General features: G+C 73.2%; 25 protein-coding genes and 1 pseudogene. 9 read left to right on the top strand and 17 right to left on the bottom strand.

Translation table 11 applies throughout. The annotated features are described in order from the left end of the window. Positions 1-137 precede the first annotated feature (137 nt). From ACIBTU_RS01740 to cynR, 4 genes are all read right to left on the bottom strand, one after another. A complete protein-coding gene (locus ACIBTU_RS01740) occupies positions 138-1,175 on the bottom strand; it encodes an SdrD B-like domain-containing protein (RefSeq protein ID WP_399123882.1) in 1,038 nt (345 codons plus the stop codon). Between the two features lie 90 nt (positions 1,176-1,265). After that, positions 1,266-1,961 carry an alpha/beta fold hydrolase gene (locus ACIBTU_RS01735; RefSeq protein ID WP_399123881.1) on the bottom strand — a complete coding sequence of 232 codons (696 nt, stop codon included), beginning with the start codon at positions 1,959-1,961 and terminating at the stop codon, positions 1,266-1,268. A 27-nt stretch (positions 1,962-1,988) separates the two neighbouring features. Continuing rightward, complete coding sequence (locus tag ACIBTU_RS01730) at positions 1,989-3,506, bottom strand: MFS transporter (RefSeq protein WP_399123880.1); 1,518 nt, start codon at positions 3,504-3,506, stop codon at positions 1,989-1,991. Between the two features lie 141 nt (positions 3,507-3,647). Next, entirely contained in the window at positions 3,648-4,556 is a 909-nt protein-coding gene (gene cynR / locus ACIBTU_RS01725; protein ID WP_399123879.1) for a transcriptional regulator CynR, read from the bottom strand. A 140-nt stretch (positions 4,557-4,696) separates the two neighbouring features. On the opposite strand from cynR, the gene ACIBTU_RS01720 reads away from it, so the two are divergent. The 4 genes and pseudogenes from ACIBTU_RS01720 to ACIBTU_RS01705 all read left to right on the top strand — a co-directional run bounded on the left by ACIBTU_RS01720 (position 4,697) and on the right by ACIBTU_RS01705 (position 7,330). Further along, a complete protein-coding gene (locus tag ACIBTU_RS01720) occupies positions 4,697-5,317 on the top strand; it encodes a carbonic anhydrase (protein WP_399123878.1) in 621 nt (206 codons plus the stop codon). Positions 5,318-5,414: 97 nt separating this feature from the next. Beyond that, on the top strand, positions 5,415-5,885 hold the full coding sequence (cynS, locus tag ACIBTU_RS01715) for a cyanase (protein WP_399123877.1): 471 nt from the start codon (positions 5,415-5,417) through the stop codon (positions 5,883-5,885). Between the two features lie 142 nt (positions 5,886-6,027). Beyond that, a complete protein-coding gene (locus tag ACIBTU_RS01710) occupies positions 6,028-6,765 on the top strand; it encodes an ankyrin repeat domain-containing protein (RefSeq protein ID WP_399123876.1) in 738 nt (245 codons plus the stop codon). 53 nt (positions 6,766-6,818) lie between these two features. Next, positions 6,819-7,330: pseudogene (locus tag ACIBTU_RS01705) on the top strand (DinB family protein). Positions 7,331-7,342: 12 nt separating this feature from the next. Here the strand turns inward: ACIBTU_RS01705 and ACIBTU_RS01700 are convergent. The 3 genes from ACIBTU_RS01700 to ACIBTU_RS01690 all read right to left on the bottom strand — a co-directional run bounded on the left by ACIBTU_RS01700 (position 7,343) and on the right by ACIBTU_RS01690 (position 10,976). Then, the gene (locus ACIBTU_RS01700) at positions 7,343-8,164 is read right to left on the bottom strand and encodes an alpha/beta fold hydrolase (protein WP_399123875.1); all 822 of its coding nucleotides are present in this window, start codon (positions 8,162-8,164) and stop codon (positions 7,343-7,345) included. A 92-nt stretch (positions 8,165-8,256) separates the two neighbouring features. Next, positions 8,257-9,741, bottom strand: a complete 1,485-nt coding sequence (locus tag ACIBTU_RS01695) for an APC family permease (RefSeq protein WP_399123874.1) — start codon at positions 9,739-9,741, stop codon at positions 8,257-8,259. After that, on the bottom strand, positions 9,738-10,976 hold the full coding sequence (locus tag ACIBTU_RS01690; protein ID WP_399123873.1) for an amidohydrolase family protein: 1,239 nt from the start codon (positions 10,974-10,976) through the stop codon (positions 9,738-9,740). The genes ACIBTU_RS01695 and ACIBTU_RS01690 overlap by 4 nt, the downstream gene beginning before the upstream one ends. Before the next feature lie 191 nt (positions 10,977-11,167). On the opposite strand from ACIBTU_RS01690, the gene ACIBTU_RS01685 reads away from it, so the two are divergent. Together ACIBTU_RS01685 and ACIBTU_RS01680 are read left to right on the top strand one after the other, a co-directional pair. Then, positions 11,168-11,875 (top strand): GntR family transcriptional regulator, encoded by a 708-nt coding sequence (locus ACIBTU_RS01685; RefSeq protein ID WP_399123872.1) that lies wholly within the window; start codon positions 11,168-11,170, stop codon positions 11,873-11,875. Between the two features lie 244 nt (positions 11,876-12,119). Then, entirely contained in the window at positions 12,120-12,980 is an 861-nt protein-coding gene (locus ACIBTU_RS01680) for an alpha/beta hydrolase (RefSeq protein WP_399123871.1), read from the top strand. Positions 12,981-13,104: 124 nt separating this feature from the next. Here ACIBTU_RS01680 and ACIBTU_RS01675 read toward each other — a convergent pair whose 3' ends face one another. From ACIBTU_RS01675 to ACIBTU_RS01665, 3 genes are all read right to left on the bottom strand, one after another. Beyond that, positions 13,105-13,647: an HAAS signaling domain-containing protein gene (locus tag ACIBTU_RS01675; RefSeq protein ID WP_399123870.1), complete on the bottom strand. Its 543-nt coding sequence runs from the start codon at positions 13,645-13,647 to the stop codon at positions 13,105-13,107. Beyond that, positions 13,644-14,033 (bottom strand): PadR family transcriptional regulator, encoded by a 390-nt coding sequence (locus tag ACIBTU_RS01670; RefSeq protein WP_399123869.1) that lies wholly within the window; start codon positions 14,031-14,033, stop codon positions 13,644-13,646. Before ACIBTU_RS01670 ends, ACIBTU_RS01675 begins: the two co-directional genes overlap by 4 nt. 66 nt (positions 14,034-14,099) lie before the next feature. After that, positions 14,100-14,315, bottom strand: coding sequence for a hypothetical protein (locus tag ACIBTU_RS01665; RefSeq protein ID WP_399123868.1), 216 nt, complete (start codon positions 14,313-14,315; stop codon positions 14,100-14,102). 68 nt (positions 14,316-14,383) lie between these two features. Here ACIBTU_RS01665 and ACIBTU_RS01660 point away from each other — a divergent pair, with 68 nt between their 5' ends. Next, positions 14,384-14,809, top strand: coding sequence for a hypothetical protein (locus ACIBTU_RS01660; protein WP_399123867.1), 426 nt, complete (start codon positions 14,384-14,386; stop codon positions 14,807-14,809). Positions 14,810-14,853: 44 nt separating this feature from the next. Here the strand turns inward: ACIBTU_RS01660 and ACIBTU_RS01655 are convergent, their stop codons facing one another. Then, the gene (locus ACIBTU_RS01655) at positions 14,854-15,285 is read right to left on the bottom strand and encodes a DUF6299 family protein (RefSeq protein WP_399123866.1); all 432 of its coding nucleotides are present in this window, start codon (positions 15,283-15,285) and stop codon (positions 14,854-14,856) included. A gap of 173 nt (positions 15,286-15,458) precedes the next feature. On the opposite strand from ACIBTU_RS01655, the gene ACIBTU_RS01650 reads away from it, so the two are divergent. Further along, positions 15,459-16,121, top strand: coding sequence for a histidine phosphatase family protein (locus ACIBTU_RS01650; RefSeq protein WP_399123865.1), 663 nt, complete (start codon positions 15,459-15,461; stop codon positions 16,119-16,121). 19 nt (positions 16,122-16,140) lie between these two features. Here the strand turns inward: ACIBTU_RS01650 and cpt are convergent, their stop codons facing one another. Beyond that, entirely contained in the window at positions 16,141-16,674 is a 534-nt protein-coding gene (gene cpt / locus ACIBTU_RS01645; RefSeq protein WP_399123864.1) for a chloramphenicol phosphotransferase CPT, read from the bottom strand. A 152-nt stretch (positions 16,675-16,826) separates the two neighbouring features. Between cpt and ACIBTU_RS01640 the strand changes: the two genes are divergently transcribed. Beyond that, positions 16,827-17,288: a pep a2 gene (locus ACIBTU_RS01640; protein WP_399123863.1), complete on the top strand. Its 462-nt coding sequence runs from the start codon at positions 16,827-16,829 to the stop codon at positions 17,286-17,288. Here ACIBTU_RS01640 and ACIBTU_RS01635 read toward each other — a convergent pair. The 5 genes from ACIBTU_RS01635 to ACIBTU_RS01615 form a co-directional block, all read right to left on the bottom strand. Next, a complete protein-coding gene (locus ACIBTU_RS01635) occupies positions 17,269-17,685 on the bottom strand; it encodes a VOC family protein (RefSeq protein ID WP_399123862.1) in 417 nt (138 codons plus the stop codon). The two genes, ACIBTU_RS01640 and ACIBTU_RS01635, sit on opposite strands and share 20 nt — an antisense overlap. A gap of 277 nt (positions 17,686-17,962) precedes the next feature. After that, positions 17,963-18,133, bottom strand: coding sequence for a rubredoxin (locus ACIBTU_RS01630; RefSeq protein WP_399123861.1), 171 nt, complete (start codon positions 18,131-18,133; stop codon positions 17,963-17,965). Continuing rightward, the gene (locus ACIBTU_RS01625) at positions 18,130-19,335 is read right to left on the bottom strand and encodes an alkane 1-monooxygenase (protein ID WP_399123860.1); all 1,206 of its coding nucleotides are present in this window, start codon (positions 19,333-19,335) and stop codon (positions 18,130-18,132) included. Before ACIBTU_RS01625 ends, ACIBTU_RS01630 begins: the two co-directional genes overlap by 4 nt. A gap of 193 nt (positions 19,336-19,528) precedes the next feature. Then, positions 19,529-20,143 (bottom strand): TetR family transcriptional regulator, encoded by a 615-nt coding sequence (locus tag ACIBTU_RS01620; protein ID WP_399123859.1) that lies wholly within the window; start codon positions 20,141-20,143, stop codon positions 19,529-19,531. A 2-nt stretch (positions 20,144-20,145) separates the two neighbouring features. Continuing rightward, positions 20,146-20,895 carry a hypothetical protein gene (locus tag ACIBTU_RS01615; protein ID WP_399123858.1) on the bottom strand — a complete coding sequence of 250 codons (750 nt, stop codon included), beginning with the start codon at positions 20,893-20,895 and terminating at the stop codon, positions 20,146-20,148. Positions 20,896-20,935 lie beyond the last annotated feature (40 nt).

The following is a 20,935-nucleotide window of genomic DNA, read 5'->3' as shown; positions in this document are numbered from 1 at the left end:
CGGGGGCCCCCCCCGGCCCCCCCCCCGCGGAACCCCGCAGCGCCGGCGCCCCCCCCCCCCCCCCCCGGGCGCCCGGGGGGGGGGGGGGCGCCCCCCCCCCCCCCCCGGCCGCTGTTCTGTGCCGGGGTGCGGGTCGATCAGTCCCCGTAGCCGGGCGTGCCGGGCCCCTCGCAGGTGCAGTCGCCCTCGGACGGCGCGACCGTGAAGTCGACGCCCGTCGCGTCTCCGTGTGCGGCGTCGGCCTTCTCGGTGTCCGCGCCCTTCACTTCGTAGCCGTGCGGCGGGGTGACATGGACCGTGTAGCCACCGGCGGCCACGTCGGAGAAGGTGTAGTCGCCGTCCGCGTCGGGCGTGGCGGTGACGGGCTCGTTGGCGTCGTCCAGGACGGGCGTGCCGTCGGGCCGGCGCAGTTCGAGGACCGTGCCCTCGGGGAGCGGGTCGCCGCTCTCGGTCGCGACGTTGCCGCTGACGTTCGCCGTCTGCGCGGTGAACCACACCTGGTAGGCGGGGATGCCGGTCCGTACGGAGAAGGTCAGGGTGAGAGTGCGGACCTCGGCGGTGGGGCGCAGCCAGGCGGAGGCGCCGGAGGTGTCGGTGCCGCTGCCGTGCAGGGTCTGGGTCGCCGCGTTCCAGGTGGGTTCGTCGGTGTACGTGCCGCCGGTGCAGGTGGAGGGGCGAGGGCTGGCGTCGCAGTAGTTGAACGACTCCTGGAAGCCGAGCTGCTGCGCGGTCAGCGGCTGCCCGTCCGGACCGGTGGCGGTGATCTTCACGTCGTCGGCGTCGATGTCGCCGAGCGCGATGCCCCAGCCGCCGGGCGTCGGGACCTGGTCGAACGTGAAGCTGGTGGTCGACGGGGTGCGCCCGGCGGCCGTGGCGAGGTTCAGATAGGGCGTGCCCTGCGAGGATCCGTAGACCTGGCCGAACGGGGTCTGCTCGCCGAGGAAGGCCGAGCCGCCGGCCGAGACGCGCGGCCGCGTGCTGTTCGTCGTGAACGTCCCCTGCGGCCCGCCGGTCGCGGCGGAGGTCACCGTTCCGGTGGAGGCCGGAGGCGCCGCGTCCAGGGTGTACCGGGCGTACTCGGCGCCGTCTGCGACGGCCGGCGCGGCGGTGAGGCCGACGGCGACGAACGCGGCGGCGGTCACGGGCACCCAGCGGGAGGATCTGCGGAAGCGCATGAAGTGGCTTTCTGGTCGACTACGGTGTCGACGGACAGAATCCATGATCTACATACAAAACGTCCGCAAAGGGGCGGCGCGCCACGGAAATTACACCCCGTCGCCACTCAGGAAAGGCAGCACCGCGTCGAGGAACTCGTGGGGTCGTGTGTGATGGACGAGATGGCCGGCCGGGATCGTGACGAGGCGGGCGTCGGGGACGCGGCGGGCCAGTTCGGCGATGTCCTCCTGCGGCACGTGACTCTCGGGGCCGCCCGCCACGGCGAGGGTGGGGGCCGTGATGTCCCGGAGCCCTTCCGCCCAGGCGGGGTCGGGGTGGTCGAGCTGCGCCCGGATCGCGGCCACGACGTCCCAGTCGAACGAGAGCGCACCGTCCGGCCGGGTCGCGGGCTTCGGTTCGCGGGGGCGCAGCAGCGGTACGTCCTCGAGGACGAGCCGGTGGACGCGCGCGGGCCGGTGCATCGCGAGCAGAGCGGCCACGACGCCGCCCATCGAGTGCCCGACGACGTCGACGCGGTCGAGGCCGAGGGCGTCGAGGCACCCGAGGACGTCGTCGCGCATGGCTTCGACGCTGTAGGTACCGGGCCATTCGCTACGGCCGTGTCCACGCAGATCGAGGGCGTAAACCCGGTGGGTGCGGGCGAGGGCGGGAGCGACGCCGGACCAGTCGCGGCTGTCCTCCCCCAGGGCGTGCAGCAGCACGAGGGGTGGTCCGGTGTCGGGCCCGCTGATCCGACAGCCCGACCGGAGGGATCCCGCCCGCACGAGGCGGAGTTCGTCGTTCATGACCCCGACCTTGCCGTGCCCGCCGGCTCATTCGCCAGAGATCGACTGCGCGGAACGGCCCTGTTCACCGACCGCTGAAGCCGCCGGCCGCGGTATCGCGTCAGGGACCGGGCGCGGGGTCCGGCGGGGCGGCCCCGCCAGGGACGCCGTGGCGATCGCCGCGAGGAGCAGAGCGACCAGGGGGCACCAGATCGCCAGGGTGAAGCCCTCCAGAGCCGCGGCCCGGGTCCCGCCCACCGCTGTGGCCGCCACGCTCGCGGCGACCGTGTTGAAGACCGCCGAGCCGATCGAACCGCCCACCTGCTGAGCCGAGTTCACGGCGGCGGACGCGATGCCGGAGTCCTGCTCGGGGACGTTCGAGGTGACGCCGGTCATGATGGCGAGGAAGCTGCCGCCGTTGCCGACGCTGAAGGTGACGAGCGCGGGCAGGACGTTCCCCGCGTACGTGGAGTCCGGCGTCAGGAGCGTGAGCTGGAAGAGGCCGCACGCGGAGATGAACAGGCCGGCGGTCATCATGACGCGCGGCCCGAGGCGGGGCAGCAGACGGGTGCCGAGCTGGGTGGCGGTGCCCGTGGTCACGAGGCTGATCGGCAGGAAGCCGAGGCCGCTGGCGACGGCGGACCAGTCCAGGACGGTCTGCAGGTAGTACGTGAGGTACAGCGCGACCGACAGCTGGCCCGCCATGAGCGCGGCGCCCGCGAGCAGGGAGGCGACGCGGCGCCGGTCCTTCATGAGGCGCGGCGGGAGCAGCGGGGTCGTCGCGCGGGTCTGCCACCAGGCGAAGGCGCCGAGCATGACGGTGCCGCCGATCAGGGAACCGAGCACGGTCGGGCCGGTCCAGCCCTGCGCCTCGGCCTGGCTGCAGCCGTAGACGAGGGCGGTCAGGCCGCCGCAGCCGAGCACGGCACCGGCGATGTCGATGCGGCCGGTGAGGCGGCGGGTGAGGTCCGGCGGGGTCCAGACGGTGCCGAGCAGGGCGGCGAGGGCGATGGGCACGTTGACCAGGAGGCACCAGCGCCAGCCGAACCACTGGGTGAGGAAGCCGCCGAGGACGACACCGAGCGAGGCGCCGGCGCCGCCGAGCGCGCCGAAGAGGGCGATGGCGCGGCGGCGTTCGCGCGGGTCGGTGAAGGTGGTGGCGACGAGCGCGAGCGCGGAGGCGGCGAGCAGCGCGGCGAACGCGCCCTGGACGGCGCGCGCCGCGAACAGCGCCTGTGCGGTGGGCGCGAGGCCGGCCGCGGCGGAGGCGAGGGCGAAGCCGCCGAGGCCGATCGCGAAGACACGCTTGCGGCCCAGGTGGTCGGCGACGCGCCCGGCGAGCAGGAGGAGGCCGCCGAAGGCGACGGTGTAGGAGGTGACCACCCAGGGGCGGTCGCCGTCGCTCATGCCGAGTTCGGTCTGCAGGGACGGCAGGGCCACGTTCACGATCGTGCTGTCGAGCAGGATCATCAGCTGGGCCAGCCCGAGGACGCTCAGCGCCCACCAGCGGCGCGGATGAGGGGAAGAGGCGGTCGGGGCGGCGGCTGAGGACGACGACACAGGCATGTCACTTTTTGTATACCAAATTCCACCCCCGAGGCAAAGATGGGATCCCATATCGGCCGACGCGGAGGGGAAATCAGGACAATCGACCACCATCGCACCCACCCGACGGGGCACTTCGGTATACGGAAATCACGGCGCCCCTCAGGCGGTCGCGTATCCCCGCTCCCGGACGAGCCCGTTCGCGAGAGCGGTGAACGCCCGGGCGGCGGCGCTGCGGTAGCCGCTCTCACGGTGCAGGAGCGCGACGCGGCGGGCGGGCAGCGGCGGATCGAGCGCGACGGGAACGAGGTGCGGGTGGTCGTCCGTCACGGCGTCGGGCAGCACGGTGGCGAGGCCCGGGACGCGCTGCACGATCTCGGTGATCGCCTGGACGGAGTTGGCCTCGACGACGATGGGCGGGGTGACGCGATGCTCGGCGAGGTAGGCGTCGACGTGCTCGCGGGTCACGAAGTCGCTGCTGAGCAGGGCGAGTTGGCGCTCGGCGAGGCGGCGTACCGGGAGCGCGGCGCGGTCCGGGTCGGGTGCGGCGGACGCGGCGACGACCAGGCTCAGCGTCTCGGTGAACAGGGCGTCGGCGCCGATCCCTGGCAGGTGCGGCCCCTCGAAGGCGATACCGAGGTCGATCTCGTCGGCCAGCAGGCTCGCCTCCATCCGGTCCTTGGCCATCTCGCGCACGTCGAGCGTGATGCCGGGGTGCCGCTCGTGCATCGCGCGCACGAGCGGACCGATCAGGTACGCGGTGAAGGTCGGCGTCATCGCGAGGCGCAGATGACCGCGCGAGAGGTCGGCGACGTCGAGCACGGCGCGGTCGGCGGCGGCCAGCTCCCGCAGGGCGCGGCGCGCGTAGTGGACGTAGGCCTCGCCGGCGTCCGTGAGGTGGACGCCGCGTCCGCCGCGGTCGAGGAGCTGGGCGCCGACCACCCGCTCCAGCTGCTTGATCTGCTGGGACAGGGTGGGCTGCGAAATGCGCAGTTCCTCCGCGGCCCGCGTGAAGTTCCCGTTCTCCGCCACGGCGATGAGGTAGCGGAGATGTCGCAGCTCAGGACCCATGTGAGCACTATAGGACCTTCTATAGATGTCATCAATAGGAGTCATGGATATCAAGTCTTGGACACTATAGGACCAGGTCGTGCAGGGTTGTTCCTGCCGGCCCACCCAGGGGGTTCGGCAGGACCCGAAGGGAGTGACGGATGGACAAGCTTTTCGACGGTGTCGCGCATTTCCGCCGCGACGTCTTCCCCGGCAAGCGAGACCTGTTCGCCCAGCTCGCGTCGGAGCACCGGCCGGAGACGCTGTTCATCGGCTGTTCCGACGCCCGGGTGCCGCCCGAGCTGATCACGCAGAGCGAGCCGGGCCAGCTGTTCGTCATCCGGACCGCGGGCAATCTGGTCCCGGCGTACGCGCCGGGTTCGGACGGTGTCGCCGCGAGCATCGAGTACGCCGTCTCCGTGCTCGGCGTCCAGGACATCGTCGTCTGCGGGCACTCGTCCTGCGGCGCGATGACCGCCCTGGCCGAGGAGCACGACCTGTCGGCGGCGCCGGTCATCGCGGACTGGCTGCGGCACGCGGACGGAGCCCGCGCCCGGGCCCGTACGGCGGCGGACCCGGCCGGCCAGTCGGCCTCCTCCCGCGTGGCCACCCTGGTCCGCGCCAACGTGGTCGCCCAGTTGCAGAACCTCGGCACCCACCCCTCCGTCGTCAGCGCCCTCGCCCAGCGGCGGCTCACCCTGCACGGCTGGGTGTTCGACATCGCCTCCGGCTCCGTCGAGGTGCTCGAGACGGGCACCCGCACCCCGGTGCCGGCCGCCTGAACCGCGGGCCCGACTCCCCACACCCCACCCCACAGATTCCCCCCACCTCCCTGGGGGCCGGGACCCCACTCCCGGCCCCGCACGAAAGGAACTCCTCATGATCCACGCCCAGTTCTCCCCCGAGGCCCGTGAGGCCGTCGCCATCGCCGCCGTGGCCGCCAAGACGCAGCGCGACCTGTCGTGGCAGCAGATCTCCGACGCGGCCGGTCTGTCCCCGGCGTTCGTGACGGCCGCCGTCCTCGGCCAGCACGCCCTGCCCGAGGCGTCCGCCCAGGCCGTCGGCGAGCTGCTCGGCCTCGACGAGGAGGCGGTCCTCCTCCTCCAGACCATCCCGACCCGCGGCTCCATCCCGGGCGGCATCCCCACCGACCCGACGATCTACCGCTTCTACGAGATGCTCCAGGTCTACGGCACCACCCTGAAGGCCCTCGTCCACGAGCAGTTCGGCGACGGCATCATCTCCGCGATCAACTTCAAGCTGGACGTGAAGAAGGTCGCCGACCCCGACGGCGGCGAGCGCGCGGTCATCACGCTGGACGGCAAGTACCTGCCGACCAAGCCCTTCTGACCCCCTCACGCCTCCGACGATTCGTTCATAGAGCGTCACCCCCTGTACGAACGGCGGTGGCGGGCGGCCACGGTCGTCCGCCACCGCCTGTTCGCACATCGCCGGCGCGGCCGGCACCACCAGCGCCGAGAAGGGAAGCACCATGGCCGCATCTCCCCGCCGCCACACTCTCGTGTTCGTCGCGATCACCGGTCTGCTCGTCCTCGCGAGCGCGTGCACGGCCGAGCCCCGGGGAAACGGGTCCGGCCGCTCGAGCTCCTCCGCCGCCAGGGAGTCGGACCCGTCCCGCTCAGCGAACGCCGACCTGCTCCGGGCCGCCCGCTCGGGCGACGCCGACGCCGTCCGTACGGCCGTCGAGCGCGGCGCCGACCTGGAGACCCGAGACGGCGACGAACGCACCGCGCTGCTCCTGGCCGCGTCCGGCGACCACGTGGCCGCCGCGAAGGCCCTCGTCGACGCGGGCGCCGACCCCGACGCCCTCGACGGGCAGCACGACACGCCCTGGCTGGTGACCGGGGTGACGGGCAGCGCCGCGATGGCCCGCACCCTCGCGCAGGCCGACCCCGACTACACGATCGTGAACCGCTACGGCGGTACGTCCCTGATCCCGGCCGGCGAGCACGGGCACGTCGACTACATCCGCGAGGTCACCACCAACCCGGACATCGACGTCGACGTCGACCATGTCAACGACCTCGGCTGGACCGCCCTGCTGGAGGCCGTCATCCTCGGCGACGGCGGCGAGGACCACCAGGAGAGCGTGCGGCTGCTGCTGGCGGCCGGCGCCGACCGCTCCATCGAGGACAAGGACGGCACGACAGCCCTGGAGCAGGCCGAGCTGCGCGGCCAGGACGAGGTCGCCCGCCTGCTGCGCGGCTGAGCGGGGATACTTGCCGTCGATCACCGCAGGCAAGGACGAGGGGCAGGGGTCCAGTGACCGTCGATCACCGTGTGGGACCGCCGAGTTTCGGCGACGAGCGGGTGAGACGCTGCGGGCGTTTCTCGACTATCAGCGGGCGACGCTCGCCATGAAGTGCGAGGGGCTCGGCGACGAGGAGCTGAAGCAGCGGTCGATGCCGCCGTCGACGCTCACGCTGCTCGGCCTCGTGCGGCACATGGCGGAGGTCGAACGTGCCTGGTTCCGCCGGGTGTTCGAGGATCACGACGTGCCGATGGTCTGGTCCGACAAGGTCGACTTCCAGGCCGCGTACGACGCGACCGGCTCGAGCCGCGCCGAGGCGTTCGGCGCGTGGGAGGCAGAGGTGGAGCACTCCCGGCGCGTCGAGCGCGCGGCCGCGTCCCTGGACGTGGCCGGGTACCAGCCGCGCTGGGAGGAGCAGGTGTCGCTGCGGATGGTGATGGTCCACGTGCTCCTGGAGTACGGCCGCCACAACGGCCACGCGGACTTCCTGCGCGAGGGCGTGGACGGCACGGTGGGCGCCTGAGCCCTGCCGTGTTCAGCGCCGACGGCCCGGCGGACCACCCGGCGCGTCGGACAGGTGGGCCAGCAGCAGTGCGGTCAGCCGGGCCGGCACCCGCAGCGGCAGATAGTGGTCGGCGCCGGGCAGGATCTCGCCGTACGCGTCCCGGACGCCCTTGACCAGGCACCCGGCGATGACCGCGATCTCCGGGTGGTCGTGGGTGCCGTGGACGACCAGGGTGGGGGCGCTGATCTCCGCGAGCCGGGACGCCGCGTCGCGGTCCTGGGTGCCGGGCAGCCAGGCCTCGCTGACGAGCCGTCGCTCCGCGTTCTCCGTCACCATCCGCTCGACGAGCGCTCCCCCGGGCGCCTCCCGTCCGAGGGCGGCCCACACCGACAGTTCCAGCGCGGCCGGTTCGACCGCGTCGCCCGACCGTCGGGCCGCGCCGTAGGCGGCGGTGTCCGGGGTGTCGGGCCAGGGGTGACCGCCGAGGGAAGAGGCGACCAGGGCCAGGGACGTGACCCGCTCGGGGTGGGCGAGGGCGAAGTCGAGCGCGGTCTCGCCGCCCATGCTCAGGCCGACCAGCGCCGCCCGCTCCACACCGCAGTGGTCGAGCACGGCGCGCAGGTCCGTGACGTCGCTGAACCAGGTCGTCGGCGGTGTCGAGCGGCCGAGGCCGCGCGCGTCGTAGCGGATGACGTGGTGGTGGCGGGCCAGATCGGGGGCGACTGCGTCCCAGAGTCGCGCGTCCATGCCGGCGCCGTGCAGCAGCACGACGGGCGCGCCCGTGCCCGCCCGTCGGACGTGGAGGCGGCCCTCGCCCGGTGCCGGTATGGCTTCCCCGTACTCGTTCGTCATGGGCCGATCCTGTCCGATCCGGCGGCCACGCACCACCGACGGCCCCTGCCTCACCGGGAGATGAGGCAGGGGCCGTCGGGGTGCGGACAGGGTCAGTCGCGCTCGACGTCGACCGTGGTCAGCGACGCGTACCGCTCGGGGTCGCGGCGGCGGATACGGAAGGCCACGGCCAGGCCCGCGGCGAGGACCAGCGGGAGCGGCACGAGCAGCACCGTGTTCGTGAGTCCGGTGCGGCCGGTGAGCAGGTCGAAGTGGATCACTGCGAGAACGGTGAGCAGGGCCAGGCCCGCGCAGGACACGAGCGGCGCCCAGACCACGCGGAAGGCCGACATGCCCTTGCGGTCGTGGCGGAAGTACGCCCAGACGGCGAGGGCCGCCAGTGCCTGCATGCCCATGATGCCGAGGACGCCGACACTGTTCGTCCAGAGGAACACCTCCCCGTACGGGTCGGCCGCGAGCAGGGCGCCGCCGCCGATCAGGGCGAGGTTGAACAGGGTCTGCGCGACGACGGCGCCGCTCGGCGATCCGTGCCGGCGGGACACCGCGCCGAGCCGCCGGGGCAGCAGGCCCTCCCGGCCGAGCGCGTAGAGGTAGCGGGCACCGGCGTTGTGGAAGGCGAGCGTCGCGGCGAAGGCGCTGACCACGATGAGGCCGTGCATGGCGTCCGCGAGCCACGGCCCCGCGTACATCTCGGCGGCGGTGAAGGTGAGATCGGGTCCGGCGGCGGCCCGGGCGAGTTCCACGGCGCGGCCGGTGCCGAACGCGCCCATGACGAGCCAGCAGCCGGCCGCGTAGAACACGGCGAGGAAGCCGATCGCGATGAACGTGGCGCGGGGCACGGTGCGCTGCGGGTCGCGGACCTCCTCGGCGAAGATCGCGGTGGACTCGAATCCGGTGAACGCGCCGATGACCAGGACGAACATGCCGGCCGCGCCGCCGACGGCGAGGGTCGACGGGTCGAAGGAGGCGGGGTCGAGCGCGGCGGTGCCGCGGTCGCCGATGATGCCGCCGTCCATGACCAGCAGGGAGAGGACCTCGAGGACGAGCGCGACGCCGAGAACCTTGGCGCTCAGGGTGACGCGCAGCCAGCCGAGCACGCCGACCGCGGCCACGCACACGCCGGAGAGCAGCCACCACGGCACGTCGGCGCCGGTGGCGTCCCGGACGGAGCCGGTGGCGAAGTAGCCGAAGGCGGCGGCGACGCCCGGGGTGACGAGGTTGTAGGAGACGACGGCGACATAGGCGGTGCCGACGCCGAGCGCGCGGCCGAGGCCTCGGGCGACGTACGCGTAGAAGGCGCCGGCGTTGCGGACGTGACGGCTCATCGCGGTGAAGCCCGCGGCGAAGAGGGCGAGCAGGGCGCCGGAGACCAGGTAGGCCAGGGGCGCACCGGCGCCGCCGATGCCGATCGCGAAGGGGGCGACTCCGGCCAGGACGGTGAGCGGGGCCGCGGCGGCCACGACGAAGAACACGAGGTCGAAGGTGCCGATGCGGCCCGCGGCGAGCCGCCCGGTGCTCTGCTCCTCGGCGCCCGGCGCGGCGTCGGGACGTGCCGGGCTGTCGGTGGTGGTCGTCATCTGGTGTCTCCCGCCGGTGCGTACCTCGGGTACGAGTCGATCGGCCCGGGTCCGACGACGCGGCCCGCGTGGAGGACGGCGACGCGGCGCGGGTGCGCGGCGACGGCCTCGGCGACGGACCCGGCGGCGACGGCGACGAGGTCGGCGCGGCTGCCGGGGGTGAGCCCGTAGTCGGTGAGTCCGAGCGCGGCGGCGGCCTCGTCGGTGACGAGGGCGGCGGCGTGGTGGAGTTCGGCGTCGGTCATGAGGCCGGAGCGCAGGCCGATGATCGTGGCGCGCTCGAGCATGTCGCCGGTGCCGTACGGCCACCAGGTGTCGCGGATGTTGTCGGAGCCGCCGAAGACGCGGACGCCGTGCTCGCGCAGGCGCAGGACGGGCGGGAGAGGGCCGCGCGGTCCGTTGGTCATGATCGAGACGCCGGCGGTCGCGAGGGCCTTGGCGGTGCGGTCGAGTTCGGTGTCGTCGACGTCGCCGAGGGCGTAGGCGTGGGAGACGGCGACGTGGCCGCCGAGGCCGAGGGCGGCGGCGCGGGCGGCGATGTCGCGCAGCTGCGCGGTGCCGCTCTCGCCTCCGTCGTGGAGGTGGATGTCGATGCCCTTGCCGTGGCGTTCGGCGAGACCGAAGACGATGTCGAGCTGGCCGGACGCGTCCTGGTCGAAGCCGGCCGGGTCGAGGCCGCCGATCAGGTCGGCGCCCTCGGCGAGCGCGGCGTCCAGCAGGTCGGCGACGCCGGGCGCGGCGATGACACCGCTCTGCGGGAAGGCCACGATCTGGATGCCGAGCCGGTCGCGGAACTGTTCACGGACCGTCTGCACGGCGTGGAGGTGGTCGAGTCCGGTCGCGAGGTCGATGTCGACGTGGCTGCGGACGTGCCCGGTGCCGTGCGCGACCATCCGGTGGGCGAGGGCGGCGGCCCGCTCCACGACCGGCACCGGCGACCCGGTCCGGGCGGCGCGCTCGGAGGCGATCTGCTCCTGGAGGGTGGCGGTCTCTCGGTGCGGCTGCCAGGGCCCGCCGAGGAAGGTCTTGTCGAGGTGGGCGTGGCCGTCCACGAACGCGGGCAGCAGCAGCGCCCCGTGCAGGGGCAGCTCGTCCGGTGCCGGGGTCCGGCCGGGGACGTGTTCCTCGACGGCGTGCACCCGGCCGCCGCGCAGGCGGACGTCGACGGTGCGGCCGTCGGGGAGCGTCGCTCCGAGCAGGGCGGCGGGTTCGGGCGGGGCGGCAGCCTCGCGCATGTCATCTCCTTGAGTCGTACAGCTCGGCCGAGCCTCTGGGAAAGTGGCTGGTGAGCGCGGTGCGACGTCAACGTAACTGGTATACCGAATACCAGACAATGCTTCTCGGGCACGGATTTTCCTGCCGGGTCACCGGGTCTGCGAAGATCGGCTCTGCACCACCCGTCTCAGCACCGCCTGGAGCTCCCGTCATGCCGACGCCCCTCACGACCGCCGACACCGCCATCGGGGACACCCATCGGTCCCTGCGCGAGCGGGTCTACGTGGAGCTGCGCGAGCGGATCATCGAGGGGCAGTACCCGGCGGGGATGCGCCTGGTCGAGCGGGAGGTCGCCGACGAGCTGCGGGTGTCCCGGGTGCCGGTGCGCGAGGCGATGCAGCGGCTCGCCTCGGAGGGCTTCCTCACGGTGCAGCCGCGCCGGGGTTCGGTGGTGGCCGGCTTCGGACCCGAGGACGCGGCGCACCTGTTCGACATCCGGGAGAACCTGGAGGGGCTCGCGGCCCGGCTGGTCGCCCGCGGGGCGACCCCGGCCGAGCTGAAGGACCTGGAGAAGCTGCTCGCGCGGGCCCGCAGGGCGTCCGAGTCGGGCCGGCTGCGCGCGGCGGTGTCGCTCAACGCGGACTTCCACCGGCGGATCGTGGAGCTGTCGGGCAATCCGCTGCTCGTCGACGTGATGGCGCCGCTGGACTCGCGGCTGCGCCGGCTGTTCCGGCTCACGTCGGGGCAGGCGGACGGCGAGCCGATGTGCGGGGCGCACGAGCGGCTCTTCGAGGCGATCCGGGACGGCGACGAGGCACGGGCCGAGGAACTGGCGCGGGCCCATGTGGCGGACACCCGGGACTCGGCGCTGCACCTGCTCGCGGAGCAGCCGGCGCGGGAGAACTCCGCGCAGGCGTAGGCAGTTCGGGGAGAGTGTGGGCCGCCGCGCCCGCCGGGGGGATTAACGGAGCGCGGCGGCAGCCACGACTTCACCGTGCCATCGGCGGCGGACGTCCGCCCCCGGGGCGCGGCAGTCGGGTGAGCGGCGCCGGGCGGACCGTACTCCGCGAGCGGAGGCCCCGAAACCGGTGGCGCCGATGATGATCGGCTGCGTAGCGTGCGACGGCAGCGGCACCCCCGACGGCAGAGAGCGAACCCACCTGATGCAACCGACCTTCGTGCTGGTCCACGGCGCGTTCGCGAACTCCTTCTCGTTCGCGCCGCTCCAGGCCGAGCTCGGCCTGCTGGGGCACCGGTCGGTCGCGGTGGACCTGCCCGGGCACGGCTTCGCGGCCACCTACACGTACGCGTACCAGGCGCCGCAGGACACGGCGGCGCTGGCCGAGGCGCCGGGCGCCATCAAGGGCGTCACGCTCGCCGACAACGCGGCGCATCTGATCGGCGTGCTGGAACGGGCGAAGCGGAACGGGCCGGTGATCCTCGTCTCGCACAGCCGCGGCGGGGTCACGGCGACGGCGGCGGCCAACGCCCGGCCCGATCTCGTCGACCGCCTCGTGTACGTGTCGGCGTGGTGCCCGGTCGACCTGGATGTCGGCGACTACTACGCGGAGCCGGAGATGGCCGGCGTGGACGCGGGGTCGCTGGCGCTCGCACTGGCCGGGAACCCGGCCGAACTGGGCCTGATCCGGGTCAACTTCCGCACCGCGGACCCGGCGGCGCTCGCCGCGTTCCGCTCCGCGTTCGCGGCGGACGTCACGGACGAGCAGTTCCTGACGTTCCTGAACACGTTCCAGCCGGACGAGAACCTGGACGTGGGCGGCTCGGGAGACCGGGCGCAGCCGGCTACGTGGGGCCGGATCCCGAAGACGTACGTCCGCCTGGCGGACGACACGAGCCTGCCGCTCGCGTTGCAGGACCGGCTGATCAGGGAGGGGGACGCGCTGACCCCGGACAATCCGTACGACGTGCGCACGCTCCCGGGCAGCCACTTGAGGTGGCTGGTCGATCCGGCTCCGGCGGCCCGGGTCCTGGCGGACGTCGCCGCGCTCACCACGGGCGCGTGAGCCGGAGGTTCTCGAACGAATCGGGCGCGCCCGAGGGCGCGCCCGTGTCACACTCGGCACACGCTGACGCCGCTCCCCCCGTGGCGGCGTCAGCGTTCCCCGGCCGTGTGCGCGGGGTGGCGGATCAGCGCTTGCGCGTGAACCAGAGGTAGACACCGCCCGCGACGCCCAGCGCGATGACACCCAGGGCGAACAGCATCTGCGGCAGCTCGCCGGCCGGGTCGACGGTGGCCATCGCGAGGGAGACGACGACGGGGCCGACGACGCCGAGCAGGGTGCCGACCGTCTTGTGCGCGGCCGTCCAGCGCGCGGACATCCACAGCAGGACGAGGCCCACGATCCAGCAGCCGAGCTGCAGGAACGACCACACGAGTGCGGCCGGCGAGGCGAGCGCCAGGAGCAGCACGGGGGCCACCGGGTGCACCCCGCCCTTGGCGGGCGCGGCGACGCCGGCCTCGGCCAGCGCGGTCGCGGCGATGGCGCGCGGATCCCCCAGCTCGCGCAGCACCTCGGTCTCGGTGCCGGGGCGCTCGGCGAGGGCCACCGCTATGTGTTCGGCCAGGTCCGCGATCAGTTCCTGCCTGCGCTCGGCGGGCAGCCCCGCGGCCTCACGCTCCACCGATACGAGGTAGTCCTGGATCCGGGCCGACTGCTCGGCGGTCTTCATGGGGTGTCTCCTGATCGGTGGTCGCCCTGCCGTGACGGGGCGAGAAAGTGGTCCACGGCGTCGCGGAACGCAGGCCAGACGTGGGTGAACTCGGCGAGTGCGGCATGGCCCGCCGCGGTCAGTTCGTAGTAGCGCCGCGGCGGTCCGGACGCCGATTCCTGCCAGCTCGTCTCGACGAGCTCGTCCCGCCTGAGCCGGGCCAGCAGCGGATAGACGGTGCCTTGGCTCGTGGCCAGCGCCCCGCTCTCCTCCAGCCTGCGCAGCAGCTCCACTCCGTACAGCGGGCCGTCGCGCATCAGCGCCAGGACGCAGTACTCGAGCACGCCCTTGCGGAGCTGGCTGGCCGCCTTCCCCGCGTCGCGCTTACTCGCCTTGCCTGGTTCCATGCAATGCACAGTACCTTGCCAACCATGAGCACGTCACCCCCCCTCCCGGTGGGTGAGTGCTGTGGATCAGCCCCGGCCGAAGAGGTCCGCCGGTTCCCCGCGCCGGGTCCCGGTCGCGTCCGGCCGTCCGGGCACCTCGCGGCCGAGCGCCTGCCAGCGCGCCACGAGCGCGTCGTAGATCGGCGTCGCGGCGTACGTCGCCGCCCGCGTCCTCGCGTCGTCCTGTCCTGGCTCCCCGTGCTGGTCGCGCGGCGCAGGAACGGTTTTCCCCGTGTCAACCACGGACTGCCCAACGAGCGGGCGGGGCCGGGGCCACGGCCTGCCGCGCCAAGAGGCCCTAACGTGCTCCCATGACCTCCGAGGACACCCCAGCCGCCGCCTTCCCGCCGCGCCCGCTGCGGGACCTGCGGGTCGTGTACGCGCGCCAGGCCGGCTGCCCCGCCGACTTCGCGGAGATCGTCGTGGACTTCGAGCCGTGGGAGCCGGGCTTCACCTTCGAGGTGCACGCGAGCCTGGAGCGGCGCCGCCCGGTGCCGGCCGCGGAACTGGCCGAGTACGCGGCCGCCGTGGAGGAGGGGCTCCGGGCGGAACTGGCGGCGCTCGGCCCGGAGTCCCGGCCGGCCGTGGCCGTCGTCCTGCGTGGCGTGCGGGTGCACGAGGTCGACTCGCACGCCGGCGCGTTCCGCGCGGCGGGCCGGCTGGCCGTGCGGCGGGCGCTCACCGAGGTGCACGGCCCGCCGAGGCGGCCCGGGCGCCGGGGACCCGCGGGGCACTGACGCACCCGGGCCCTCGGCGGTTCGGGCCGCCTTCGGACGCTCCGTCAGTCGCCGGCGACCAGCAGCACGTCCTGCTGCCCCGTCGCATGGAAGCGCGGCACGGGCAGGCCGCCCTCCGGGGCCAGTTCGAGGACCGTCGCTTCGACCTCGGCCTCGCCCGGCTCGACGGCACCCTCGGGCACCTGGCCCGTGTTGTGCCAGGCGTGCTCGGCGCCGTCGCACACGGCGCGGGTGCCGCCGATGCCACGTCGCAGGTTCGGGTTCTCGGCGTCGCGCACGGAGGACGAGACGAAGGCGGGGCCCTCGGCGCCGGAACAGCTGTAGGTGCCGGACAGCGACACCGTGCCGTCGGCCGAGACGTGGCCCACGCGGTCGACCGTCACCGAGCCTCCGGGCGCGGCGGCCTGGGCCGCGGGGGCGGCGGCCAGCAGGGCGAGGGCTCCGGCGGCGGCGCTCAACACCAGACGAATGGACATCGAACAGACTCCTCTTGTGGGGGGATTTTTCACGTACAGGGGGTCATTCGGGGTTCATTCATATCCGCCCCTCCGCGTCGCCCACCGGCCATCACTCCATCGGGGGCGCGTCCCCACCAGGCCGGATGGCAGAGTAGGCACCGTTGATCCACAAGTCCGAAGGCGGCCCTCGTATGCGTCTGTTGCTCATCCGGCACGGTCAGACACCGTCGAACCTGAAGCGCCTCCTGGACACGGCGGAGCCGGGCCCGGGGCTGACGACACTCGGGCAGCGGCAGGCGGCGGCACTGCCCGGCGCGCTCGCGGACGAGTCGATCGACGCCCTGTACGCGTCGACGCTGCTGCGCACCCAGTTGACGGCGACGCCGCTGGCGCGGGCGCGCGGGCTCGACATCATGATCCGGCCCGGCATCCGGGAGATCTCCGCGGGCGAGCTCGAGATGCGGGGCGACGAGGCGGCCATCACCACCTATCTGACGACGGCGCTCGCCTGGGCCGCCGGAGACCTGGACCGGCGGATGCCGGGCGGCGAGACCGGGCGCACGGCCCTATCCCGGTTCGACGAGGTCGTCGCCGAGGCCGCCGCGGGCGGCGCCCGGACCGCGGCCATGGTCAGTCACGGCGCCGCGATCCGCATGTGGACCGCGGCCCGCGCGGGCAGCCTCGACCCCGGCGAAGCGGCCGACCAGCACCTGGACAACACGGGGATGGTCGTGGTGACCGGCTCCCCCACCGACGGCTGGCGGCTCGAACGCTGGAACAGCGCTCCCGCGGGCCCGCGCGATCCCGCGCCGCACCACGAGGGCCCGGCGGGCGAGCCGCTCGGCGACGCCTGAAGCGGCGCCGGGCGGCGGCTCAGGCCACGCGGGCCGCGATGACGCGCGCACACTCCATCGGGCCGGTGGAGGTCGTGTCGACCTCCAGGTCGTAGACCACGCCCTCGTGGACGGTCTTCGCCTGGGCGGCCGCCATGCCCCGCGTCCGGTCGCCGCGCGCCACCTCGCGCTCGGCGGCGACCTCGGGCTCGCAGTGCACGCCCACCCACAGCGCGTCCAGGTCACCGAGGGCCCTCAGCCAGCGCCGCTGGGAGGCGGCGCCGCCCAGGAAGATCTCGTCGATGACGATGCGGGCGCCGGCCCGCGCCATCGTGACGACGCCCTCGGTCCAGGCGGTCTCCAGGGTGCGGAAGGCCTCGCCGACCTGCACCGTGCCGTCCGGCGCGATGTCGATGCCCTCCTCCCCCGACTGCATCCGCGCGGGCAGCGCGTCGACGAACGAGTCAGCGCCGAACGCCAGCCAGGGCTCGGGGAGCAGCTCCTGCAGGCACCGTACGATGCCTGATTTCCCGGCGCTGGAACCGCCGTTGAGGATGATCATTCGAGTCGTCATCGCGCCAGCGTACGGCGGGCGCGGCGGGCGCGGGCCGGCTCCGAGTTGCACGAACGGAGTAATGACCCGAACCTGTATGTGACTCTCCCGACACCACCACTCACCGTGAGTGAGCGCCGGGTGAGCCCCCAGAGACAGAAAGGATGAACGGCATGGATCCGCGTTACGTCCACATCGACGCGGGGGTCACCACGCAGGACATCGCGCTCGTGGACCGCGATGTGACCGCACGGCTGCTGGGTTGGGGGCTCGGCGCCTATGTGCGGCCGGTCGGCAGCTGTGTCGACATCCTGCTGCGTCTGGCCGGCGAGCCCCGGGCCGGTGGCGCGCACACCGTGGAGATGTGGTGGAACGGGCGCCACCTGATCACGGCCGTGTCCGGCACGCAGCCGGGTGTTCTGCGGGACGCCACGGGGCTGCATCCGGGGCTCGCCCGGGTGGCGGCGCTCAGCGACGGCTGGGGCGTGTGTACGGGCAGGTCCGGCACGCTCACCTGGTTCTCGCACCGGACCCACGAACATCAGCCGGCCCTGCGGGTGCCGCGGCCGCCGACGCCCGTCCTGCACACGGCGCGCGCCCTGGAGGCCGAGGCGTTCATCCCTGCGGTTCCGTGATGTTGACCATCCAGGCGATCCCGAAGCGGTCGGTGCACATGCCGAAGACGTCGCCCCACATCTGCTTCTCCAGGGGCACGCCGATCACACCGCCTTCGGAAAGCTTCGCCCAGTAGCCGCGCAGCTCGTCGGCGTCGTCGCCGCTGAGCGAGAGCGAGATGTCGCGGCCCGGCCTGTACTCCATGCCGGGCGGCGTGTCCGAGGCCATCAGGGTGTAGCCGGACGGGGTGTCGAGCATGGCGTGCATGATCTTGTCCGCCACCTGCTCGGCACCCGGGGCGCCCGTCTCGCCGAAGGTGTTCAGGGCCAACTCCCCGCCGAACACCTGCTGGTAGAACTCCATGGCCGGGCGGGCGTCGCCGTCGAACTGAATGTAGGGGTTGAGTCGAGAAGCCACTGCCTGTTCCCTTCGATGCGGGTGCGGTTGCCCGCATTATGGGACGGCTTCTCGCTCACCGCCCGGCGACAGGGACCGCAGGTCCCCGGTGTCCCGTCCGGCGCCCTCCACCCGGGCGCCCCGGCACACCCACTCGATCCACCGCCCCCACCCGCAACACCGACACAAGTCCCTCTGGCAGAGGTCGAGTTGAGGCCTGACAATGGGGTGGTCGCGTTCTGCGCGGCCCGGCTCCGCCGTCTCATCCCCGTGTCGGCGGAGCCGGTCACGCCTGCTCTCAGGCGGCCCCCACCGGGTCGAAGTCGACCTTCTCCCGGACGCCGCAGTCGGGGCAGCACCAGTCGTCGGGGACCTCGTCCCACAGAGTGCCGGCCGGGAAGCCCTCGCGGGGGTGACCCGTGTCCTCGTCGTAGACGTAGTCGCAGGACGGGCAGCGGTACCGGCTCATGCGGCGACGCCCGGGGTACCCTCGGGGCGCTCTCCCGCGCCGTACCGGGCGAGCAGCGCGCCGCGCCGCGCGGGCTGGAGATTGGCGCGCCGCACGTCGCCTCCGTAGTGGGCGAGCACCCGGTGGTCCATGACGCGGCGCCACAGCGGCGGGAAGTACGCGAGGACGATCATGCCCGCGTAGCCGGTGGGCAGTTCGGGGGCGTCCTCGAAGTGGCGCAGGGCCTGGTAGCGGCGGGTGGGGTTCGCGTGGTGGTCGCTGTGCCGCTGGAGGTGGTAGAGGAAGACGTTGGAGGCGACGTTGTCGCTGTTCCAGCTGTGCTTGGGGGCGCAACGCTCGAACCGGCCGCTCTCGGTGCGTTCGCGCAGCAGGCCGTAGTGCTCGGTGTAGTTGATGACTTCGAGCAGGCAGAAGCCGAAGACGGCCTGGCCCACGAGATAGGGCAGGACCTCCGGCCCGAAGGCGATCGCGAGCGCGGCGAAGAGGGCCGCGGACATGGCCCAGGCGCTGAGGATGTCGTTGCGCGGGGTCCACGGGGAGCCGCCGCGCCGAGTCAGGCGCCGCTTCTCCAGGCGCCAGGCGGAGGCGAGGCTGCCGACGACGGTGCGCGGCAGGAAGCGCCAGAAGCTCTCGCCGAGCCGGGCGCTCGCCGGGTCGTCGGGGGTGGCCACCCGGACGTGGTGGCCCCGGTTGTGCTCGATGTAGAAGTGACCGTAGAAGGTCTGCGCGAGCGCGACGCGGGAGAGCCAGCGCTCGGTGGACTCCTTCTTGTGGCCCAGTTCGTGGGCGGTGTTGATACCGATGCCGGCGACTCCGCCGAGGGTGACGGTCAGGCCGATCCGGCCCGCGAGCGAGAGGCCGCCGCCGGTGAGCAGCGCGCAGCCGGCGACGAGGCCCGCGTACTGGAGCGGCAGGTACATGTACGTGCACCAGCGGTAGTAGCGGTCGGCCTCCAGGCGGGCAAGGGCACTGTCGGGCGGGTTCGCGGAGTCCTTGCCTATGAGCTGGTCGATGACCGGGAAGAGGACATAGAGCAGGATCACTCCGCTCCACCAGAAGACGCCGAGGCCGGTGAGTTCCACCAGGCCCCAGGCGATGAAGGGGAAGCACGGCACGATCAGGCCCATCAGCCACAGGTAGCGCTTCGGGTCCCGCCAGGGCGGTGCCTCGTGCAGGGGTTCGGTCTCGTGGTGCAAAGGCACGGCCGGTCTCCTCACGGATCACGTCATTGGACACTTCAGGCACGTACTGTCCGGCAAAGTGACACCCGTCCGGCCGGGCGTCAATGGCCCGCGCAGGGATCGGTGCAATCGAGACGTGAAGAAGCGGTCACAGTGGGGACGCGGGGCGCCGCTCCGGTGAAGGCCCGGGAGACGTAAGGGTGTTGATGCCCCGTCAGGATGCGTCGCCGGCGGGCGCGGGGTAGGCGATCCGTGTGGTGATCGCGGCGATCCTCCGGGCCGACTCCTCGGGCGAGGCGGCGGGCTGCACGATGTGGCTGACCGTGAGCCGGACGATCGTCTCCACGGCGAGACTGCGGGAGAGCGCGTCGATCTCAGGCCAGGCGTCGGCCGCGTAGGCGTCGAGCATGACGGTCGCGGTGTCGAAGACCGGCTCGGGGCGGGTCGTCAGGTAGGCGAGCAGATCGTCGTCCTCGCCGCCGCGGGCCGCCGTGAGCACGGACTTGATGAGCGGGTTGTCGGCGGCCTGGCCGAGGACGAACCCGACGCCCGCGCAGGCCGCGGCGTCCAGGGAGTCGCGGTGCGCGTCCAGTTCCCGCTGGATCCCGAGCAGGAACCGCTCGGCCTCGCGCTCCACGAGGGCCAGACCGATCGCGTCCTTCGAGTTCGAGCCGAACTCGTTGTAGACCGTCTGCCGGCTCACCCCCGCGGCCCGTGCCACGGCCGCGACCCGGAGCCGCCCCCAGCCCTCCGTCGTCACCAGCTCGTATGCGGCGTCCAGCACCCGCTCGCGGAGCAGGTCGCGGACGGCCTCTCGGAAGCGCGTCATGATCAGCCCACTCTAGACGGAGGACGACGGCCGGGAAGGGGTGAGGTCCCCGGCCCGCCGTCCGCCCGCTCGGCCGCGCGGCGCCGCAGCGCGAGCCCGAAGGCGAAGGCGGCGAGCAGCGCGGGGACGGTCAGTTCGACGACGAACGACACCAGCCAGTCGGGGTTGATCCCCCTCGTCTCCCCACTGGCGAACCGGCAGGTCGCCTGGGGCGGGAAGAGACTCGCGTCGAGGGTCCGCGGCGCGCCGGGGCTCCAGCCGTCGCCGTCGGAACAGGCTGCCGAAGGGCTGGGCAGCAGCCGCCACGCGGCGAGGAAGTAGGCCATGAGGAAGACGGAGCCCAGCACGAAGAGGGCCGCACCGGTCCGGCGCACCTTCTCGGTACGGGACATGGGGCGCACCAGATCACTGCCGGGCCGCGGGTCGAGGCACTCGGCGACCAGGGCCCCGAGCAGGGCGACGACCATGACGACCAGTCCGGCCCACAGCAGGAAGCCCAGCGGCGCCCGCCCGCCGACGGACGCGACCTCACCCTGCTCGAACGCGCAGACGGTGGCGGGCGGGAACGCCTGGTCGCGCACCCTGAGCAGCCGGCCCGGTCCCTCGGTCAGGCCCTGCGTGCAGTGCTCACCGAACTCCAGCATGCCGAGGAGGGCGATCCCGCAGCCGACGACCAGCGCGGCGAACGCGATCGCTGAGGCGGCCCACAGCCCGTCGGTCCGGTAGCCGCTCGGCGTTCCCTCGTGTGGCATTCCCGCACTGTAGTCGTGGAGGCGCGGTGGTCAATCCGTG

This window comes from Streptomyces sp. NPDC050145 (genome assembly GCF_044460245.1).
GTDB lineage: Bacteria > Actinomycetota > Actinomycetes > Streptomycetales > Streptomycetaceae > Streptomyces.
The sequence above is the reverse complement of the archived record's forward strand: the minus strand, read 5'-3'. Positions and strand labels throughout refer to the sequence as shown.

Coding starts and splice junctions, on each gene's coding strand:
- ACIBTU_RS01740 (WP_399123882.1), bottom strand. CDS start 1,175: ATGCGCTTCCGCAGATCCTCCCGCTGGGTGCCCGTGACCGCCGCCGCG.
- ACIBTU_RS01735 (WP_399123881.1), bottom strand. CDS start 1,961: ATGAACGACGAACTCCGCCTCGTGCGGGCGGGATCCCTCCGGTCGGGC.
- ACIBTU_RS01730 (WP_399123880.1), bottom strand. CDS start 3,506: ATGCCTGTGTCGTCGTCCTCAGCCGCCGCCCCGACCGCCTCTTCCCCT.
- cynR (WP_399123879.1), bottom strand. CDS start 4,556: ATGGGTCCTGAGCTGCGACATCTCCGCTACCTCATCGCCGTGGCGGAG.
- ACIBTU_RS01720 (WP_399123878.1), top strand. CDS start 4,697: ATGGACAAGCTTTTCGACGGTGTCGCGCATTTCCGCCGCGACGTCTTC.
- cynS (WP_399123877.1), top strand. CDS start 5,415: ATGATCCACGCCCAGTTCTCCCCCGAGGCCCGTGAGGCCGTCGCCATC.
- ACIBTU_RS01710 (WP_399123876.1), top strand. CDS start 6,028: ATGGCCGCATCTCCCCGCCGCCACACTCTCGTGTTCGTCGCGATCACC.
- ACIBTU_RS01700 (WP_399123875.1), bottom strand. CDS start 8,164: ATGACGAACGAGTACGGGGAAGCCATACCGGCACCGGGCGAGGGCCGC.
- ACIBTU_RS01695 (WP_399123874.1), bottom strand. CDS start 9,741: ATGACGACCACCACCGACAGCCCGGCACGTCCCGACGCCGCGCCGGGC.
- ACIBTU_RS01690 (WP_399123873.1), bottom strand. CDS start 10,976: ATGCGCGAGGCTGCCGCCCCGCCCGAACCCGCCGCCCTGCTCGGAGCG.
- ACIBTU_RS01685 (WP_399123872.1), top strand. CDS start 11,168: ATGCCGACGCCCCTCACGACCGCCGACACCGCCATCGGGGACACCCAT.
- ACIBTU_RS01680 (WP_399123871.1), top strand. CDS start 12,120: ATGCAACCGACCTTCGTGCTGGTCCACGGCGCGTTCGCGAACTCCTTC.
- ACIBTU_RS01675 (WP_399123870.1), bottom strand. CDS start 13,647: ATGAAGACCGCCGAGCAGTCGGCCCGGATCCAGGACTACCTCGTATCG.
- ACIBTU_RS01670 (WP_399123869.1), bottom strand. CDS start 14,033: ATGGAACCAGGCAAGGCGAGTAAGCGCGACGCGGGGAAGGCGGCCAGC.
- ACIBTU_RS01660 (WP_399123867.1), top strand. CDS start 14,384: ATGACCTCCGAGGACACCCCAGCCGCCGCCTTCCCGCCGCGCCCGCTG.
- ACIBTU_RS01655 (WP_399123866.1), bottom strand. CDS start 15,285: ATGTCCATTCGTCTGGTGTTGAGCGCCGCCGCCGGAGCCCTCGCCCTG.
- ACIBTU_RS01650 (WP_399123865.1), top strand. CDS start 15,459: ATGCGTCTGTTGCTCATCCGGCACGGTCAGACACCGTCGAACCTGAAG.
- cpt (WP_399123864.1), bottom strand. CDS start 16,674: ATGACGACTCGAATGATCATCCTCAACGGCGGTTCCAGCGCCGGGAAA.
- ACIBTU_RS01640 (WP_399123863.1), top strand. CDS start 16,827: ATGGATCCGCGTTACGTCCACATCGACGCGGGGGTCACCACGCAGGAC.
- ACIBTU_RS01630 (WP_399123861.1), bottom strand. CDS start 18,133: ATGAGCCGGTACCGCTGCCCGTCCTGCGACTACGTCTACGACGAGGAC.
- ACIBTU_RS01620 (WP_399123859.1), bottom strand. CDS start 20,143: ATGACGCGCTTCCGAGAGGCCGTCCGCGACCTGCTCCGCGAGCGGGTG.
- ACIBTU_RS01615 (WP_399123858.1), bottom strand. CDS start 20,895: ATGCCACACGAGGGAACGCCGAGCGGCTACCGGACCGACGGGCTGTGG.